General features: G+C 69.8%; 12 protein-coding genes. 9 read left to right on the forward strand and 3 right to left on the reverse strand.

Translation table 11 applies throughout. The annotated features are described in order from the left end of the window. Positions 1 to 615: 615 nt before the first annotated feature. The 5 genes from ACWC09_RS20110 to ACWC09_RS20130 all read left to right on the forward strand — a co-directional run bounded on the left by ACWC09_RS20110 (position 616) and on the right by ACWC09_RS20130 (position 9,137). Positions 616 to 3,615: a putative bifunctional diguanylate cyclase/phosphodiesterase gene (locus ACWC09_RS20110; protein WP_450851900.1), complete on the forward strand. Its 3,000-nt coding sequence runs from the start codon at positions 616 to 618 to the stop codon at positions 3,613 to 3,615. An 81-nt stretch (positions 3,616 to 3,696) separates the two neighbouring features. Next, on the forward strand, positions 3,697 to 6,975 hold the full coding sequence (locus ACWC09_RS20115; protein WP_450851901.1) for an amino acid adenylation domain-containing protein: 3,279 nt from the start codon (positions 3,697 to 3,699) through the stop codon (positions 6,973 to 6,975). Continuing rightward, positions 6,972 to 7,760 (forward strand): leucyl/phenylalanyl-tRNA--protein transferase, encoded by a 789-nt coding sequence (locus ACWC09_RS20120; protein ID WP_450851902.1) that lies wholly within the window; start codon positions 6,972 to 6,974, stop codon positions 7,758 to 7,760. Before ACWC09_RS20115 ends, ACWC09_RS20120 begins: the two co-directional genes overlap by 4 nt. A gap of 220 nt (positions 7,761 to 7,980) precedes the next feature. Further along, positions 7,981 to 8,526, forward strand: a complete 546-nt coding sequence (locus tag ACWC09_RS20125; protein ID WP_450851903.1) for a hypothetical protein — start codon at positions 7,981 to 7,983, stop codon at positions 8,524 to 8,526. A gap of 143 nt (positions 8,527 to 8,669) precedes the next feature. Beyond that, positions 8,670 to 9,137 (forward strand): hypothetical protein, encoded by a 468-nt coding sequence (locus tag ACWC09_RS20130; protein WP_450851904.1) that lies wholly within the window; start codon positions 8,670 to 8,672, stop codon positions 9,135 to 9,137. A gap of 252 nt (positions 9,138 to 9,389) precedes the next feature. On the opposite strand, the gene ACWC09_RS20135 is transcribed toward ACWC09_RS20130, so the two are convergent. Then, complete coding sequence (locus ACWC09_RS20135) at positions 9,390 to 10,919, reverse strand: polysaccharide biosynthesis tyrosine autokinase (RefSeq protein ID WP_450851905.1); 1,530 nt, start codon at positions 10,917 to 10,919, stop codon at positions 9,390 to 9,392. A 282-nt stretch (positions 10,920 to 11,201) separates the two neighbouring features. On the opposite strand from ACWC09_RS20135, the gene ACWC09_RS20140 reads away from it, so the two are divergent. The 4 genes from ACWC09_RS20140 (at position 11,202) to ACWC09_RS20155 (ending at position 16,188) form a co-directional block, all read left to right on the forward strand. Beyond that, a complete protein-coding gene (locus ACWC09_RS20140) occupies positions 11,202 to 11,900 on the forward strand; it encodes a hypothetical protein (RefSeq protein WP_450851906.1) in 699 nt (232 codons plus the stop codon). A 96-nt stretch (positions 11,901 to 11,996) separates the two neighbouring features. Beyond that, on the forward strand, positions 11,997 to 13,748 hold the full coding sequence (locus ACWC09_RS20145; RefSeq protein ID WP_450851907.1) for a DUF4012 domain-containing protein: 1,752 nt from the start codon (positions 11,997 to 11,999) through the stop codon (positions 13,746 to 13,748). A gap of 258 nt (positions 13,749 to 14,006) precedes the next feature. Continuing rightward, positions 14,007 to 15,347, forward strand: coding sequence for an O-antigen ligase family protein (locus ACWC09_RS20150; protein ID WP_450851908.1), 1,341 nt, complete (start codon positions 14,007 to 14,009; stop codon positions 15,345 to 15,347). A gap of 10 nt (positions 15,348 to 15,357) precedes the next feature. Beyond that, complete coding sequence (locus tag ACWC09_RS20155; RefSeq protein ID WP_450851909.1) at positions 15,358 to 16,188, forward strand: class I SAM-dependent methyltransferase; 831 nt, start codon at positions 15,358 to 15,360, stop codon at positions 16,186 to 16,188. 147 nt (positions 16,189 to 16,335) lie between these two features. Here ACWC09_RS20155 and ACWC09_RS20160 read toward each other — a convergent pair whose 3' ends face one another. Together ACWC09_RS20160 and ACWC09_RS20165 are read right to left on the reverse strand one after the other, a co-directional pair. After that, complete coding sequence (locus tag ACWC09_RS20160) at positions 16,336 to 16,692, reverse strand: hypothetical protein (protein WP_450851910.1); 357 nt, start codon at positions 16,690 to 16,692, stop codon at positions 16,336 to 16,338. 5 nt (positions 16,693 to 16,697) lie between these two features. Beyond that, on the reverse strand, positions 16,698 to 17,900 hold the full coding sequence (locus ACWC09_RS20165) for an acyltransferase family protein (protein WP_450851911.1): 1,203 nt from the start codon (positions 17,898 to 17,900) through the stop codon (positions 16,698 to 16,700).

The raw sequence follows: 17,900 nt of genomic DNA on the forward strand, positions 1-17,900 counted from the left end.
CAGGCTGCCTTCAGGAGAGAAGATCCGGCGGTAATCGGAGAGCAATGGACTTCACGCTCCGTCAGGAGCCGATCGGCGCTGGGCGGAACCGGTCCGGTTTCCACGTCCTCGTGGTCCTCCACCTTCTGCATCTTCACCCACGGCGCCGCATCCCGCGACGCGAGGCGGTATCTCTCGCTGCGTGTGCGGGAAATGACGAGCCGAGTAAACTGGTCGCAAGACACGTCGATATCTCGGCGAGAAGGAGCCCGCGTACCAGCGGCCGTGTATAGCGGCAATCGCGTATACCGGCGATCGTGTTCAGAGGCGGCCAGGGCCGAGTCCCGGCCCCGGAGCATTCTCCTTTCACCTGTCCGGTCCCACGAGCTTCTCCATTGTCCCCCGGTGCCGTTCGCCCGACGAGTGGCCCTCCCAGGAGGTGAGTTTGGGGTGAACGCGCGACTGCGAAGCCCGGCCGTGATGGCCGCCGTCAGCATATGCATTGTCGTGCTGACCGCGTTCTACTACAGGTTTCCAGAGCAGCGGCTGATATTCGTCGCCATTGGCCTGACCGGTGTAACAGGTATTGTCCTGGGCGTACTTCTCAACCGTCCTACGCATCGACTCCCCTGGCTCATGCTCGCCGCGGGAAACTTCGCGTTCGCCGCGGGTGAAGCCACCCAGATCGTGCTCATACAGTGGCTCAACCAGCAGAACCCGTTTCCGTCGCTCGCCGACGGCTTCTATCTCGCGGCCTATCCGCTCTACGCGGCCGGACTGCTGGGCTTCGTCCACTGGCGCACGGGCCGGCGTGACCGCGCGAGCCTCATCGACGCGCTGACACTGACGGTCGGCCTGGCCCTGCTTTCGTGGCTCTTCCTCATCGAGCCGTACGCCCGGCTCGAGGGTCTGACCTGGGTGCAGAAGGCGTTCTCCATCGCCTATCCGCTCGGCGACATCCTCGTCCTGGCGATGCTGCTGCGCCTGCTCGCCAGCCGTGGCGGCAAGAGCCGCTCGCTGATGCTGCTCACCACGGGCACCGTCGGCCTGCTCACCGCCGACGTGTTGTACGGACTGATCCAGCTGAACGGGACGTGGCACACGGGCACCGCGGTCGAGTTGGGCTGGGTCGTCCTGTACGGCGCCTGGGCGCTCGCCGCGCTCGATCCGACCATGCTGTCGCTGACCCAGCCGGTGGCATGGCGCACCGAGACCGGGGCCGGCCGGCTGAGCCTGCTCACCCTGGCGTCACTGATCGCGCCGACCATCCTCCTGGTGCAGGCCCTGCGGGGCGTGAACGCCAACGGCGGCGTCATCGGTGTGTTCTCCGCGGTGCTCTTTCTCCTCGTGCTCTACCGCCTGGCCGGGGTGGCTGCGACCCACCGGCAGGCGGTCGGACGGGAAGAGGTACTGCGCATCGCGGTGTCGTCGCTGGGCGGAGCGGGCGATCTGCGGGACATGGCCGTCACGGTCCATACGGCGGTGACGGAGCTGATGCAGCACGGCCCACCGCGTTCCGTGCTGCTCACCATGCCGGACAACGCCATTTGGGTGAACGGGGCCCACGACGACGCGAAAGGACCCCTGTCATCGTGGGCCACCGCGGCCGTACAGGAACTGGCCGCGTCCGGCGAGAGCCGCCTCGCGCCCCTCGACGCCGTGGGGCCCGATCTCGCCGCCCTCCTCGCGTCCCCGAACGAGGCACGGCCCCGGACCCGCCGCAGCCACGTGCTCGTCTGCCCGCTCACCTCGCAGGATCACCCTTCGGGCGATCCGCTGATCGGGGCGCTGATCGTGCCCGGGGGCGAGGAAGACCTGCTCGTGCTCCGCGAGACGCTGGCAACCCTCGCCGCGCAGACGGCACTTGCGGTGGCGAGGCTCGCCCTCGCCCAGGAGGTGAACCGGCGTCAGAGCGAGGCGTACTTCCGCACGTTGGTGCAGAACGCCTCCGACGTCGTCCTGATCCTCGACGACGAAGCCCGCATCCGTTACGCCAGCCCCTCCGTCGACCAGGTGCTCGGTGTTCCGAATTTGGAGGGCACCCCGCTCATCGATCTGGTGCCGCCGCAGGACAGCCGCACGGTGGTCGAGACGCTCAGCCGGATACGGAGCCACGAGTACCAGTCCTCGCGCGAGCACTGGCGCATGATCCGCGCCGATCGGGCGCTCATCGAGGTCGAGGTGCGGTGGAGCGACCTGCGCGAGGAGGCGACCGTCGGTGGGGTGGTGCTCACCCTGCGGGACGTGACCGAACAGCGCAAGCTCGAACGCGAACTCACCCACCAGGCGTTCCATGACCCGCTCACCGGCCTGGCCAACCGCGTGCTCTTCCAGGAACGGGTCAACCACGCCCTGGTGCAGGCTCAGCGCGACGGCACGGTGGTCGGCGTGCTCTTCATCGACGTGGACGACTTCAAGGTCGTCAACGACATACACGGCCACGGTGTGGGCGACGAGCTCCTGGTCGCGCTGTCGCTGCGGCTGCAGACCACCGTCCGCGCCTCCGACACCGCCGCGCGCATCGGCGGTGACGAGTTCGCGCTCCTGGTGGAGGGCTCGGCCGGTCCCGAGGGCGTGGAGCGGTTCACCGAGCACGTGATGACCGCGTTCGCCGAGCCGTTCCGGCTCAGTGTGGGGCCGGTGAGCACGTACGCGAGCATCGGCGTCTCCACGACGGAGGACAGCATCGACTCGGTCGAACTGCTGGCACATTCCGATCTCGCGCTGTACGCGGCGAAGACGGCGGGCAAACGCCAGTGGCGCCGCTATCTTCCGGAGCTGCAGCGCGGCATGGCCGAGCGTGCCAAGTTGCAGGAAGGCCTGGACAGTTCACCGATCGAGACGTCGTTCACGGTGCTCTACCAGCCCATCGTGGAGCTGCCCAGCGGTCGGATCGCCGGCTTCGAGGCGCTCGTTCGCTGGCCCCACTCCAAGCGCGGCATGGTTCTGCCGGAGCAGTTCATCAGGCTGGCCGAGGAGAGCGGGCAGATCGTCCCGCTCGGCGCCTGGGTGCTCGACCAGGCCGCGGCCCAGGCCGTCCGCTGGCAGGGCTCCGTCATGCACGACGCACGGGTCGACCGCAAAGTGCCCTACGTCAGCGTGAACGTGTCGCCGCGTCAGTTCCGGGACGACGACTTCTACGACATGATCCGCCGCGCCCTGGACCTCTCCGGCATCGAACCGTCGTCTCTCGTACTGGAACTGACCGAGAATGTGCTGCTCTACAACGACGAGCGCATCCTGACGGAGATGAGTTCACTCACCGACCTCGGAATCCGCATCGCGATCGACGACTTCGGAACGGGCTACTCGTCGCTGAGCTATCTGCGCGAGTTCCCGATCTCGATACTCAAGATCGACAAGTCGTTCGTCGACGATCTCGGGCGCTCGCCCGAGCAGTACGCCCTGGTCGAGGGCATCACTCATCTCGCGGACACGCTCGGTCTCACGGTGATCGCCGAAGGAGTGGAGAACGTGCAGCAGCAGGAGTTGCTCGTCTCCATGGGCTGCCGGTTTGGCCAGGGGTATCTCTTCGCCAAGCCGGTCAGCGCCGACGAGGCGGCGCACCTCGTGCTCGCGCCGCCGCTCGGCCGTCTGGCTGAATGGAGTGAGGTGCCCGCGGAAGGGCAGCGGTGATGGCGGCGGCCCTCTTCCACGAGGGGCGCAGGTCGCGCTCCGCGCGCTCCGCGGGACGCCAGGCGAGGCAGGAGACCCAAGGTGACGGAATGTGAGCGCCCTTCGGCGGAGTCGTCTGTGCCGTGCGTCGTGCTGCGCAACGGCGAGGAGCAGTACGCGATCTGGCCCGCCGATCGCCGGATTCCGGCCGGGTGGCGCCAAGTCGGCGGACCGTCGTCCCCCGCGTGGTGCCGGAGCCTGGTCGACCGGCTGTGGACCGACATGCGGCCCGCGAGCGCCCGCACGGACGCGCTGCCCCCGGGATCCGGGCCGGACACCGTGCCCGAGCTGGTCCGGGAGCAGGCGCGGCGCGAGCCCTCCGCCCTCGCGGTGCTCTCGGACGAGGGCCGGCTCAGCTACGCGGAGTTGACCCACCGCGCCGACCGGCTCGCCCACGAGCTGCGCCGGGCGGGCGTCACGGCGGAATCCGTCGTCACCGTGTGCCTCGAACGCACGCCCGAGCTGGTCGTCGCACTGCTGGCGGTGCTGAGCTCCGGCGGCGCGTTCCTGCCCCTGGACCCGGCGACCCCGCGGCAGCGGCTGGCCGGACTGGTCGAGGGGACCGGCTCACGCCTCATCGTCACGAGCCGCGAGCACGCCCCGATGTTCGCCGCGTGCGAGGCGCGGGTCGTCGAGGTCGGGGAACCGGCCGCGCAGGCGCCGCCGACGGGACCGCGGCCGGCAGGCGGCCCCCGGCCGGACGACCTCGCCTACGTGATCTACACCTCCGGATCCACCGGGCCTCCCAAGGGGGTGATGATCACCCATCGGTCGCTGGCGCACTCCCTCGGCGCCGTGGCCCGGGCCTACGAACTGAGGCCCGGTGACCGCGTGCTGCACGCCGCGGCGCTCGGCTTCGACACCTCACTGGAGCAGATCTTCGCCACGCTGATCAGCGGCGCGACGCTCGTCCTGGGGGGAACGGGGACCTGGGCACCCTCCGACCTGCTGCGCCGCCTCCCGGAGTACGGGATCACCGTCGCCGACCTGACCCCCGCCTACTGGCAGCGAATCGTCTCCGTCGCGGACCGCGGCGAGAGCCTCGCGTCGCTGAGGCTGGCCATCGTCGGCGGCGAGATCGTCACCGCGAAGGACAGCCGCGCCATTCTGCGCCGGATCCCCGGCCTGCGGCTCGTCAACGCCTACGGGCTCACCGAGACCACCATCACCTCCATGCTCTGCGACCTGAACGAGGAAGCACTCACCGCACCGGACACCGCCGTCGCCCCGGTCGGCAGGCCCCTGGACGGGATTCACGTCCAGCTGCTCGACGCAGAGCTGCGCCCGGTGCCGCCGGGCGGGCGCGGCGAGATCTACATCAGCGGTCCGGGGCTGGCGCGCGGTGTCTGGCGGCAGCCGGCCCTGACCGCGCAGCAGTTCCTGCCCGATCCGCACGGCCCCGCGCCGGGGGACCGGATGTACCGCACCGGGGATCTGGGCCGTAGGCGCTCGGACGGCAACCTGGAGGTCCTGGGCCGGGTGGACGACCAGATGAAGATCCGCGGGTTCCGGGTCGACCCGGCCGAGGTCGAGGCCGCGCTCGTCGCCCGCCCGGAGGTCGGTCAGGCGATGGTGGTGGCCCGGGTGCGCGAGAGCGGCGACCGGGACCTCGTCGCGTACTACACGCCGGCCTCGCCGCCGACCGGCGGCGGGGTGGCGCTGTCCGCGCGGCTGCGCTCGGCACTCGCCGAGGCGCTGCCGAGCTACATGATCCCGGCGGCCTTCCACACCGTGGCGCGGCTGCCCGTCACGCCCGGCGGAAAGCTCGACCGGAAGGCCGTACCGCAACTCACCACCACGGCGACCACGACCGCAAGGGCCGACGACCGCCCTCTGCCCCAGGGAATGGCCCAGCTGTGGGGCCGGATCCTGGAGGTGGACCGCGTCCGTCCGCATGACGACTTCTTCGAACTGGGCGGCAACTCGCTGCTGGCCATGGAGATGCTCGCGCACACCCGCGTCATATTCGGCATCGGTGTCTCCCAGATCCGCGACCTGACCCGCTCGTTGCTGCTGTATCCGACGCTCGCCGCGTTCGCCGAGTCCGTGCGCCGGGCACGTGCCGGCACGCTGGCCCAGCCGGGCGGCGGGAACGTCGACTTCGCCGCCGAGGTCGATCGGCGCATGCCGGCGATAGGCCATGCCACGCCGGCTCCGGACTTCTGGCACCCCGGCGACGTCCTGCTCACCGGGGCGACGGGGTTCTGCGGCGCGCACATGATCGACGAGCTGCTGCGCAGGACGACGGGACGGGTCCTGTGCCTCGTCAGGGCCGCCGACGAGCGGCAGGCCATGGAGCGCATCCGCGCGAGCCATCTGCGGCACGTCCACAGCGATCTGACCGGCGAACGCGTCCAGCCGCTCGTCGGGGACCTGGCCAAGCCCCAACTGGGGCTGGAGCCGGGCCGGTTCGAGGAGCTGGCAGCGACCGTCGACGCCATCTACCACTTCGGCGGCCAGGTCAACTTCATCTACCCCTACCACGAGTTGCGCGCGGCCAACGTCGACGGCACCTACGAGATCATCCGCCTCGCCGCCGACCGGGCCGTCCCCGTCCACTTCACCTCCTCCATGGCCGTGTTCGCCGGATTCGGGGCGAACGGGGTGCGTGAGGTGACGGAGAGCACGCCGCTGCGCTTCCCCGAGTATCTGTCGGTGGGATACGTGGAGACCAAATGGGTCGGCGAGGCGCTGCTGAAGAAGGCGTCCGACGCGGGCCTGCCGGTCGCCGTCTATCGCCTGATGGACGTCATGGGCAACAGCGGGACCGGCGTGATGAACACCGGCAGCGAGATGTGCGCGCTCGTCGACTTCATCGCGCGGACCGGGCTGTGCCCCGACGTCGCGATGCCGCTGGACTTCCTGCCGGCCGACTGCCTCACCCGCGCCATCGGGCACATCTCCACCCACCGTCCCGCTCGCGGTGAGGTGTACCACCTCACCAACCCCCGTCCCGCACTGCTGCATTCGCTCGCCGAGCGCCTGCGCCGACGGGGTCACCCGGTCCAGGAGATCCCCTACGCCGAGTGGATCTCCACCCTGGTGACGTACGCGGCCGGGCACCCCGCCGACGCCATCACCCCGTTCGTCCCGCTCTTCGTCGACCGGTGCTCCGGCGCCGACATCACCGTGAGCGAGATGTACTTCCAGGGCGTCTTCCCGGAGTTCTCCCGCGACAACGCGGAACGGGCGCTGTCGGACGCCGGGATCGACATCCCGCCCGTGGACGCGGAGATGATCGACCGTCACATCGATTTCCTCCGGCAGACCGAGGGCGCCCGGCCGGAGAACTGCCAGAAGGACGGAGCGGCACAGTGGTGAGCCGATGCTCCGGCTGGGAGGCGCTGGATGTGCTGGCCGCGGCGCCCGACGGTCCGGTGGCCTTCTCCGCCGACCTCAGTCCCGCCGGCCTCCTGGCGGCGTACGGCGCCGGGGCCTATCCGTTCCCGGCGCCCGACGAGTACACCCGCGCCCTCAACGAAGTGGTCTTCGCCGACCAGGTGCAGCAGGGCCGCATCCGGCTCGTCGGAGACGAGTCGGCCGACCCCTACGCCGTCTCCTGGTGGTCGCCCGACCCCAGACCGGTGCTGCCCGTCTCTGCCACACATCTCAGCCGGGGCCTCACGCGGCGGCTGCGCAACCGGCTGGCGTGGTCGACCAGCCTGGACCGGCGGTTCGAGCAGGTCGTCCGTGAATGCCGCGCCGCCCGCGTCCCCGAGTGGCTCACCGAAGAGCTGGTCGCAAGCTTGATCCGCCTGCACGATCTGGGGCATGCGCACAGCATCGAGGTGTGGGAGGACGACGAGCTGATCGGCGGCGTCTTCGGCCTCCGGGTCGGATCGGTCTTCAGCATGGACTCGATGTTCTTCCGCCGTCCCGGCGCCTCGAAAGTCGCGGTGACCGACCTCGCGGCGCGCTTCGCACAGGCCGGCGGCGAACTGCTCGACGCGCAGCGGGACAGCCCGCACGTCCACGACCTGGGCGGCATTCGCATACCGCGAGAGCAGTACGTACGACACCTGCGCCATACCACGTGCGAGAGCCGCCCGATGCCCACCGCCACCCTGCCCGCCAGCCGCCTCGCCCAGCCGACGGGATCGCGCTGACACCTGCAGCCGTGCGCGCTGAGCCCGCTCCGGAAACGTTCCCCGGGGGGCGCATGCTTGCATTCGCACGGGCCCTCCGATGCGCCGGCGCTCGCTCCATCCGGCGAATTGCGTTCCTTACGTCTGGCCCGGAGCCGCATGTCCCGCTGCACTGGGCCCTGTTCGACCGGAGGGGTGTCCCGCGGGCTCACCGCGCCCGCGGAACCTGGGGAGGTTTGCGATGGCGTTGGCACACTGGACGAAGGCGCTGAGATGGCTGGCCGCCACGGCGGAGAACCCTCGGGCCTGTCGTCACGACTGGCTGCACGGCAGTACGGGAATCCATCTGCTGGCTGCCGGACGCCTGTGGGACGTGCTGATCGTCCCCGAATGCCTCGGCCGGCGCGCCCTCGGCATCCTGAAGGACCTTCCCGGCGGTCCTCCGGGCCCGGTGCTGCTGCATGGCCATGGCCGTCTCGTCGGCTTCTTCCTGCCGCCCGACCCCGCCGCCACCTGGGTCGGTCTCGGCACTCGGTACATCACTCGCGGGGGCTGGATCGCCACCCCCGCGCCGCACTGCCGCTGGGGCGGCCTGCACTGGCTCATCCCACCCGACGGCAGCGGCACCCTGACCTTGCCCGCCCCTTTGGAACTCGCCCTGCAACGCGCCACGGAGGAACTGGCCCGCGCCCACGGCAGCCCTCAGCACCGGCACCGGTCGCCGTACCGCAGCAGTAGGGGAGCGGTGGCCGGTCGGCCCGGTGACCCCCGGACGCCTCAGCGGTAATCGCCAGACCACGCCACCCTTTCCCACGCAAAGGGTTGTCTACCAGCATGAACATGCGGACCGGCAAACGGAATTTCGCGAAGTGGCTTGATCGTGTCGTGTGCACGGCCGTTCATTCGGCCGGATAGCGCCTGGGGTGAGACATGCGGAATGCAATGTGGAAGCAAGGCATCGAGTGGCTCGCGGCGGCTGCCACAGATCCCCGAGCGTGCAAGCGGGAGTGGGATCAGGGGACGGGAACCGCGCTTCTGCAGGCCGGACGGTTCTGGGACGTGCTCAGCGTTCCCGAACGCCTCGGCCTTGTCGCACTGGACGTCCTGTGGCATGCCCAACGTGGTGTGCCCGGGCCGACGTTGGTGGACTCCGCGGTCGGCAGGGTGGGGTTCTTCCTGCCACCCGACCCGGCCATCTGCTGGGTCGGGGCCGGCGTGCGTCACGCCGGCCGGGGCTCCTGGGTGGCCGTCCCGCCGCCGTACCGGGCCGCCGGCCGACTGGAATGGATCATTCCGCCCAATGGGACCGGCACGCTGCACGCCCCCGGCACGCTGGAGCAGGCCCTGCGGGAGGCCACCCGCACGCTCGCCGTCCTCGTGCCCGCGAGCGAAGGGTAGACGGGCAGCTCCTGCGCATACGGCATCGTTGTCCCTGGGTGGCGACGGCAGGCACCCCGTTCCGCGGCCGCACTCGGCGTCCCCGTCCCGCGCGGGCGGCGCCGCCCGGATCGGGGTCAGGGGAATGCCTGGCCACTGCGAACCGCTCGCAGCCCAGCAGGACTTCGAAGCGCGGCAGCGGTCGGTCACCCTCACATCGACGCCCGGTCGCCCAGGCCGTGCCGGGTGGCGCCTCGCGGGCCACGTGGTCGTTCAACGACGGTGTTCGCCCCGGGCGTCCCGCGCGACGCCACCGGATGTGCCGACCGCGGTGACGGCGGGCTCCTGCCGGAGGGCCGTCGGCTTGGACGGTGCCGGCAGGCCTCCGATCGGCGCGGCCTGCCGACGATCCCAGAACCGAGCCCAGCGTCGTGGAGCGGCCGTCGGGCGGTGCGAGTACTCGTACGTGTAGTGATCACTGCCACGCCTGACAGGGGTCATGTTGAGGATTCCACCGAGCGCGGTGGCACCGACCCTCTGCACGGACTGAATCGCGTCGACGATCTGGCCGCGGTTGCTCTTCCCATGACGCGCCACCAGCAGGTAGCCGTCCACCGCCGGAGCCATCGCGTGCGTGTCCGCCACCGGGAGCAACGGTGCGGTGTCGACGACGACGTGGTCGAACTTGTCCGCCAGCGAGCGCACCACCGCCCGGAACTGCTCCGAGCCGAGCATCTCAGCGGGGTTGGGAGGAAGGGTTCCGCTGGCGAGCACCGCGAACGAACCGCCCGACTGCATCACCTGCTCGGGTGTCGCCTTGCCGATCATCACGGTGGTGAGTCCCGCGTCCTGGACCAGGTGCAGGGTGCGCGCCACGTTGGGGCGGCGCAGGTCGGCGTCCACCAGGCACACGGAGGAGCCGGCCTCGGAGAGTGTGGCGGCGAGATTGATGGAAATGCTGGTCTTGCCCTCTCCGGGCAGGGCGCTGGTCACCGCGATGATCTTGGGGGGGTTGTCGATGTCCACGAACTGCAGGCCGGTGCGCAACCGTCGGAAGTCCTCCGCGCGTCGACTGAAGGGATCATGGTTCGCGGCCACCGGATACGCGGACGCGTCCGCGTCATAGGTGACGCATCCCAGCACGGACGGCCCGTCGGCCTGGGCGAGACACTTCGTCAGATCACTGCGGGAGGACACCGAGGCGTCCAGCGACTCCCGTGCGAACGCCCAGCCGCCTCCCAGTACCAGTCCACCGGCGAGCCCCAGCGCGACATCCAGCGCGAGCTTCGGCGTGTAGGGCTCGGAAGGCGCGCTGGCAGGCTCGGTGACACTCAACCGCACGGGTGAGACCCGCGCCTTCGCAGGCTGTTCGATACCGGCGATGACCTGGGCGAAACGGCTGGCGACGGCGTTGCTGATGCGAGCGGCCTTGGCCGGCGCGGGGTCCGAGACGGTGATTTTGAGCAGGACGGTGTCGAGCGGAACCTCGGTGGAGATCTTCCCGGCGAGTTGAGAGGGCGTCATCCTCAGGTGCAGGCGCTGCACGACCGGCTCGGTCACCGTGGGGCTCACCACTACTTCCGCGTAGGAACGGACGCGCGCCTGGGCGAAGCTGTTGCCCTGGTTGAGGGTGGCCGAGTCGTCGCCCCAGTCCTGCAGCGATACGAAGAGCGTCGAGGTGGCCCGGTACTGCGGAGTGGCGACAAGCGCGGCAAGCGCTCCGGTCGCCGTCCCCAGCAGCGCCAGCACCACCACGGCGCGCCAGCGGCGGGCAACGATCCGAAGGTAGTCGGGCAGATCCAAGGTAGTCCGTCCCAGGTGAGCAGTCAGCCAGTCGGCCGGAGTTACAGAATCAGTGAAAAATTGAGCAAAGCGAGCTTACAGCCGCAAGTCCGTCAAATTACGCAAACACAGCGCCTCTTCGCGAGTCACCCTGACGCCACTCTGGTGAGTCATATGCGCCATATGGTGACTTATCACGCCTCAAACGTTATTTAATCCCGTTTGCTGCTATGCATCCGCATACCGTACTGACGGGTCGCACCATGCCGTCGGCCTGATCTCACATGAGGAGCGTGAAAAGCGATGACGGTGTCATCGAAGTGGCGGGCCGCCCTCGTGGCCACGGCAGCATCTGCTGCCCTGGTCGCGACGCCGGTCGTCGGGGCGCAATCTGCCCAGGCCCAGCCCTATCCGCCGCCCCCTCCGGGCGTCACACTGAGTGACAGCACCGTCGAGCCCGGAGACTCGATCAACTTCCAGGGAACCGGCTTCTTCGGGCGTCAGCCGGTCGAAGTGGAAGCAGACCTCTACAGCACGAAGGTCGTGCTGGGTCACTTCACCGCCGACCCGGACGGCACAGTGGAGGGGACCGTCACCATTCCCGAGCGCACACAGCCGGGCGAGCACCTCTTCTCGCTGACGGCTGAGCGCGGGCACCTCACCGCCTGTGCGCACCTCTACGTCGAGAGGGAGGACCACACTCCTCCGCCCACCGGAGGCCACGACCACGACCCGCCCACCGGAGGGCACGACCACGACCCGCCCACCGGAGGGCACGACCAGGACCCGCCCACCGGAGGCCACGACCACTACCCGCCCACCGGAGGCCGCGACCAGGACCCGCCCAACGCAGGTCCTGGGCACCACGAGTCGTACAACCACAAGCCGCACCTCGCCAACACCGGTGACGACTACTCGCCCTACCTGCTGGGCGGGGCAGCCGCACTGGTTCTGTTCGGTGGTTGGGCGCTCATGGCCGCCCGGCGTCTGAAGCGCCGCTGACCGGCATAGTCCATCGTGCAACTGCGACACCTGCGTCGGCGCATGTGGCGGACGACAGGCACGGATCCCCTCCGGCGTCAGCTCTCACTGCGCCGCGTGGGATACCTGCTGTCGGCCGCCACTGTGCTGTGCCTGGCGGGAGGGGGCTGGCTCCTCGTCAGCGGGCTCCTCGCCCGCACCGAGCTGCTGACCGCCCAGCGCCAGTTGGCAGCACTCCGGCAGTCCGTCACGAGCCCCTCGGAGGTCACCTCTCCGGGGGGCTCGGCCGCTGCGATGCGGTCCGCGGCGACACATGCCGCGCGAGCCCATCAGCTCACCACCGGACCCGCCTGGTACCTGGCCGCCCACGTGCCGTTCCTCGGCAGGCCGGTCAGCACGGTTCGCGGAGCGGCCCAGGCCGCCGACCGGCTCACGCACGATGTGCTGCCGCCGGTGGTGCAGATGGCGTCGCAGTCGGCCGGCGAAGTCCGCACGAGCGGACTCGGCGTCCTGCTGGCCGGACTCGAAGCCAGGGTGCCCGCCCTCGACCGGGCGGCCCGGACCGCCGCCGACACGCGCACCTTGGTCGGCGAACTGCCCGGCACTCCCTGGCTGCCGAGCGTGGACCAGGCGCGCACCCGGCTGGTCGGCCAACTCGACCAGATGGCCCCCCTCGTGTCCGACGCCGCGATGGCGGCCCGGGTGGCCCCTTCCATGCTCGGAGCCCACGGTCCGCGCCGATACATGCTCGTCATCCAGAACACCGCCGAGTCCCGCGGCACCGGAGGGCTGCCCGGGGCCTTCGCCGTGCTGACGCTCAATCAGGGAAAGGTCAGGTTCGAGGCCTTCGGCACCGACACGATGCTGGGCGAGACGCACGCCGCCATCGACCTGGGAGCCGAGTACCGCATGCGATACGGCGCCATGGACCCCACCGGAACCTGGGCCAACTCCAACGTGAGCCCTCATTTCCCTTACGCGGCGCGCATCTGGGCGGCCGCCTGGCGCGAACACAGCGGACAGCGACTGGACGGTGCGATCGCCGTCGATCCCAACGCGCTGGCGCGCTTCCTGCAGGCCACTGGCCCGGCCCGGCTGCCCGACGGAACCGCCGTCACGGCAGCCAACGTTCTGGACCTCACCGAGCGCACCACCTACGCCCGTTTCTCCGACAGCCGGGAGCGTAAGGCATTCCTCGTCGATGTGGCCCGCGCCACCGCCACGCGGCTCGTCGGCGCCCTCGACAGCGCTCAGCAGGTGCCCGCACTGCTCGTGGCGACCCGCGACGTCGTGGCACAGGAACGCCTCCAGGTGTGGAGCGCGCACCCTCAAGAACAACGCGTCCTGGAGACCAGACCCCTGGCCGGTGCCCTGTCGGCGAAACCGGGGCCGTTCGCGGGACTGGTGGTGAACAACGGGGCGGGCGGAAAGCTCGACTACTACCTCGACCGGGAACTCCACTGGATCCCCAGCCGCTGCGCGGGGGACCGCCGAGCGGTCACCGCACGGATCACACTCACCAACCGGGCCCCCACATCAGGTCTGCCGCCCTATGTCACTCAGCGCGTCGACAAGCCGGCGTACCCCACCCGGCCGGGCGACAACCGGCTGATCGTGTCCTACTACGCCGGCACGGACGCGCGGCTGACCAGTGCGACCCTGGACGGCCGCCGTGTCATGGTGAACGGCGGCGTCGAACGCGGCCACCCCGTCTACACCGTGGACGTGGAGCTACCGGCGCAGCGCAGTCGTACGCTGACGCTCGTCCTCGACGAACCGGCCGACGACCGGTCCCCCACGGTGTGGCGCCAGCCGCTGGTCACGCCGCTGCGCGCCCGTGTCGAACCCGTCCCGGCCTGCGACGGCTGACCGGGACGCGGCTGCGGATGGTCGTCCACCTGCTCGCCCCGAACAACCACTGCCTCAGCAGCATGAGGCAGGACGGGAGCGGTGGACGCGCCGCCACGGGCAGGGCCATTCGGATCAGCGCTCGGCACGGTTGGGCCTCGGCGGGGCACCGCTTGGGCATGATGGGGCGCACTGCACGCTGAGTGCCGTTATGGGTGATTTCTTTCCTCTTTCGGTGAGAACGGAGAAGCGCGTGATGGCCGATTCCAGGGACAGCAGGTGGTGAGGCCGCGCGTCGCCGCCGTCACTGGTTGGGGCAGCCTTGTCGTGGCCGGATTCGCGTGGGCGTGCCTCCTGGCGCAGGCCCCGGTACCCGAGTGGGTGCCCTTCGCCGTGTGCTCCCTCGGCTTGGTGTGGCTTCGCCCGCAGCTCCCGCTTCTGTCGCTGTTGTGCACCGTCCCGCTGACCGCTGCAGCGGGTTTCGGCGGCATGGCGGCCTTCGCCGTGGTGATCACCACGGTGACTCTCGTCGGGTTCCACGCCGTCCTGAAAGGCTTCCGGCCCGGGATCGACGTGGTCTTGATCGCACTTCTGGCCGTGGTGCTGACGGTGAGCTGCGTGCTGCCGCAGACGACATGGGAGCCGGTTCAGGCTCGCGACGATCTGCGCTGCCTGCTGGCGGGGCTCGCCCTGCCGGTCGCCTGCCTGGTGGCCCCGCCGGACGCTCGCCGCGTCGCGCAGCTCACCGCCGGCTGCGGAGCGGGCGTCGCTGCGTATCTGCTCCTGCGCGGGGAGAACGCCGCGGGCCGCCTCATCGGTCTGGGTCTGAACCCGAACTACGCCGGCGTCCTTCTCGCCCTGGCGACGGTCGCGGCCGTGGGCATGGCCAAGGTCGCCAAGAACCGGGCGTGGCTCCTCCCCGCCCTGGTCTGCGCCGCAGCCGTCTTCGAAACCCGCTCACGCGGTGCGTACCTGACGGTCCTCGCAGGCCTGACCACTCTGCTTCTCTCCGGCCGGCCGCCGCGCCAGAAGGCACTCATCGCACTCACGGCCCTCTTCGCCGTGCTGATCCTCCCCGGCACGCTGAACTCGCAGAACGAGCTGACCGGCGCCCGCAGCTCCGCCGAACTGGCCGCCAACAGCGATGTCCGGACGCAGGCCGCGCTTCTTGCCGCTCGTGTGGCGTGGAACAACCCGCTGCGCGGGATCGGTTATGCGAACTTCCCCCACATCGCCGAGTCCACCGCCGGCTTCCGCATCTACATGAACACCCACAACGACTACCTGCGGCTCGCCGCGGAAGCGGGTGTGCTGGCCCTCGTGCTCTTCGCGATCCTCATCTGGCGCGGTCTGTCCCGCCGCTGTTCGGGATACGACGCAGTGCTGCGGGCCGTTGTCGTGGCAAACGGCGTGGCACTCGTGTTCGCCAACACGCTGTCGAACCTCGTGGTGACCGTTCCGTTCTGGATCTCGCTGGGGTGCCTGCTCGCCCGCGCCGCGGTCCGGGAAGAGGCTCCGCCCGCGTCCGATCAGCGCCGGTCATGGCCACTCGCCGACACCAGGAACCACCCCCACGGCATGCCGCGCCGCACCGTTCAACCCGCCCCCTGCCCCTCCTGAGGAGACAACAGTGCTCGATTGCCAGACCGAGATCAGCCAGGGCCGCCGCTTCGCGTTCGGCCTGAACTGGCAGCGGTTCGGACAGCTCATCGACGAGGAACGCATCCGCGGGGCCCAGTCGTCCCTGGAAAAGGCGCTGGGAACCACGGACCTGACCGGGCGCACCTTTCTCGACATCGGCTGCGGCAGCGGCCTGTTCTCCCTCGCCGCCGTGCGTCTCGGGGCACGCGTCCGCTCCTTCGACTACGACCCCGACTCGGTGGCGACCGCCCGGAAGGTGCGAGAGGAGTTCGCCCCGGGCAGTGACTGGGACATCGAGTGCGCCTCCATCCTCGACACCGGGTTCGTGGCGGGGCTCGGGCAGTTCGACATCGTCTACTCGTGGGGGGTTCTCCACCACACGGGTGCCTTGTGGCAGGCCATGGAGGCCGCGTCCGGGCTGGTGGCCCGCAACGGCGTCCTGTACGTGTCGATCTACAACGACCAGGGCGGGGAAAGCCGCATGTGGACCTCGGTGAAACGCCGCTACAACGAGTCCGGGCCAGCCATGCGACGTCTGCTGCTGGCCGGCAGCGTGTTGTATCTGAGCAGGAAGTATCCGTTGCGGGTGGTAGCCGATCTGAGGCGAGGTGGAGCCGGATCCACGGCCCGGAGCGCGCCCCGCCCGCGAGGCATGTCGCGCAAGCACGATCTCGTCGACTGGGTCGGCGGATATCCGTTCGAAGTAGCCTCGCCGGAGCAGGTGTTCGACTTCTGCCGGAACCGCGGGTTCCAACTGCGCCACCTGAAGACCTGCAAAGGCGGCATCGGCTGCAACGAGTTCGTGTTCGACCGGAGATGAGGACGGCCGCCGGCCTCGATTCGTCAGCGGGGTTCGGTCGCTGATCGGTTCGGCGGTTCTCCTGAGCCTCAGTCGGGGCGACGCAGGCCGTCAGGTGACGGCTGGAGGCCGGGCGAGCCGCCTCCAGCCGGTGGTGAAGTCCGATGTTCAGGGCCGGCTCTGCACAATGCGCACGTGGTGGCGGCGGGTCAGGCGGGCCGGTACGCGGTGGAGCATGGGGGCCGGTTCGGCGTCCGCCAAGTCCTGGCTGTCGTACAGGATCAGCAGCCAGGCGCGGACGATCAGCCGCATCCCCTCCGGCGGGCCCTCATACGTGTTCAGACCGGTCAACTCCGCGACCCGGTAACCGTCCTGGAGTTCGCCGCTCCGTGTCAGCGAGGTCTCAACGCGCCGGCGGAAAACGGTGAAAGACGAAGCGGCCTGGCCGTCCCTCGACTTGGCGACAATGAGCTCGTGCCGGAACTCGGCGAGGACCGCGGGGTCCCGCAGTCTCCCGACGGACATGCGCGCTAGTTGCCCGTCCCGCCCGGGGCGTGCGGTCCGGTGACGATCGGGCCGTTGTGGGCGTCCACAGGATCGGCGGTGGGGAGGGTGGTGACCAGGGCCAATGTGACACAGCAGAGGGTCAGAACCGGAAGAAGCATCCGAGGACGCCATGACGAGACGCGAACGGGACGCTCGATCAGCCGGTAGCCGGCCGCCGAGAGCAGAACGGACGCGCAGACGGCCACGGAGACCTTCGTCACCTGGCTCCACTCCGGGTGGTCGACACCCACGTAGACCCAGACGGGCCAATGCCACAGGTAGAGCCCGTAACTGCGGTGCCCCAGCCAGAGAAGCGGGCGGGCCGACAGTGCTCTGCGGAACCGCCCCGCGTGCGCGACGGCATCGATCAACGCGGCCGCCGCGATCCCTGCCAGCGGAAGTTGCCAGCCGTAGAAGGCGGCTGAGCCGATGTCCGCGGTGCACCACAGCCAGCCGAGGACCGCCACCGCCGGCCAGGCGAAGCGGGAGAGCAGCCCCGGGCGGAACGCGACAACGGCTCCCAGCAGGAGCGCCCCGGCACGGGTGTCGGTGCCCAGATAGGCGCGGTCCTCGGCGCCGGGCAGGTAGAGAAGGTACGCCAGCAGGTAGCAGACCGCCGCGGTCGCGAGGAGAAGCAGGTGGGGACGGCGGACCCGTCGCGCCCCCCAGGTGGTGAGCCCGATCAGAAGAAGGGGCCACAGGAGATAGAACTGCTCCTCGACGGCCAGGGACCACAGATGGTTCAGCGGGGCCTGCTCCTGGCTCACGTCCCAGTAGTCGACGTGTCCAAGAATCGCGTACCAGTTGGACGTGTAGGTGAGGGCGGCCAGTGTCTGGGCGTTGACGGTGGGACGCAGTCCCGGTGGATCCTGCAGGAGCATCCACGTCTGGACGGCTGCGACCACCAGCAGGACGGCGGGGAGCAGTCGTTTGACCCGCCGGAACCAGAAACTCCTCAGCAAAGGGCGCGGAGTGCGCGCTCGTTCCGTCAGGAGCAAGCGGGTGATGACGAACCCCGAGATGACGAAGAACAGATCGACGCCGAGGAATCCGCCGCCCAGCCCGGTCCCGTAGTGGAACGCCATGACGGCCGCGACGGCGACGGCCCGCAGGCCGTCGATCGCGTCGATTCTCCCGTGGAGAGCTCCTCGCGTCGTGGCCGGACGTTGTTCGAGGGCCAGCGACAT

Source organism: Streptomyces sp. NPDC001617 (assembly GCF_053596855.1).

Coding starts and splice junctions, on each gene's coding strand:
- ACWC09_RS20160 (WP_450851910.1), bottom strand. CDS start 16,692: ATGTCCGTCGGGAGACTGCGGGACCCCGCGGTCCTCGCCGAGTTCCGG.
- ACWC09_RS20125 (WP_450851903.1), top strand. CDS start 7,981: ATGGCGTTGGCACACTGGACGAAGGCGCTGAGATGGCTGGCCGCCACG.
- ACWC09_RS20140 (WP_450851906.1), top strand. CDS start 11,202: ATGACGGTGTCATCGAAGTGGCGGGCCGCCCTCGTGGCCACGGCAGCA.
- ACWC09_RS20110 (WP_450851900.1), top strand. CDS start 616: ATGCTCGCCGCGGGAAACTTCGCGTTCGCCGCGGGTGAAGCCACCCAG.
- ACWC09_RS20165 (WP_450851911.1), bottom strand. CDS start 17,900: ATGTCGCTGGCCCTCGAACAACGTCCGGCCACGACGCGAGGAGCTCTC.
- ACWC09_RS20130 (WP_450851904.1), top strand. CDS start 8,670: ATGCGGAATGCAATGTGGAAGCAAGGCATCGAGTGGCTCGCGGCGGCT.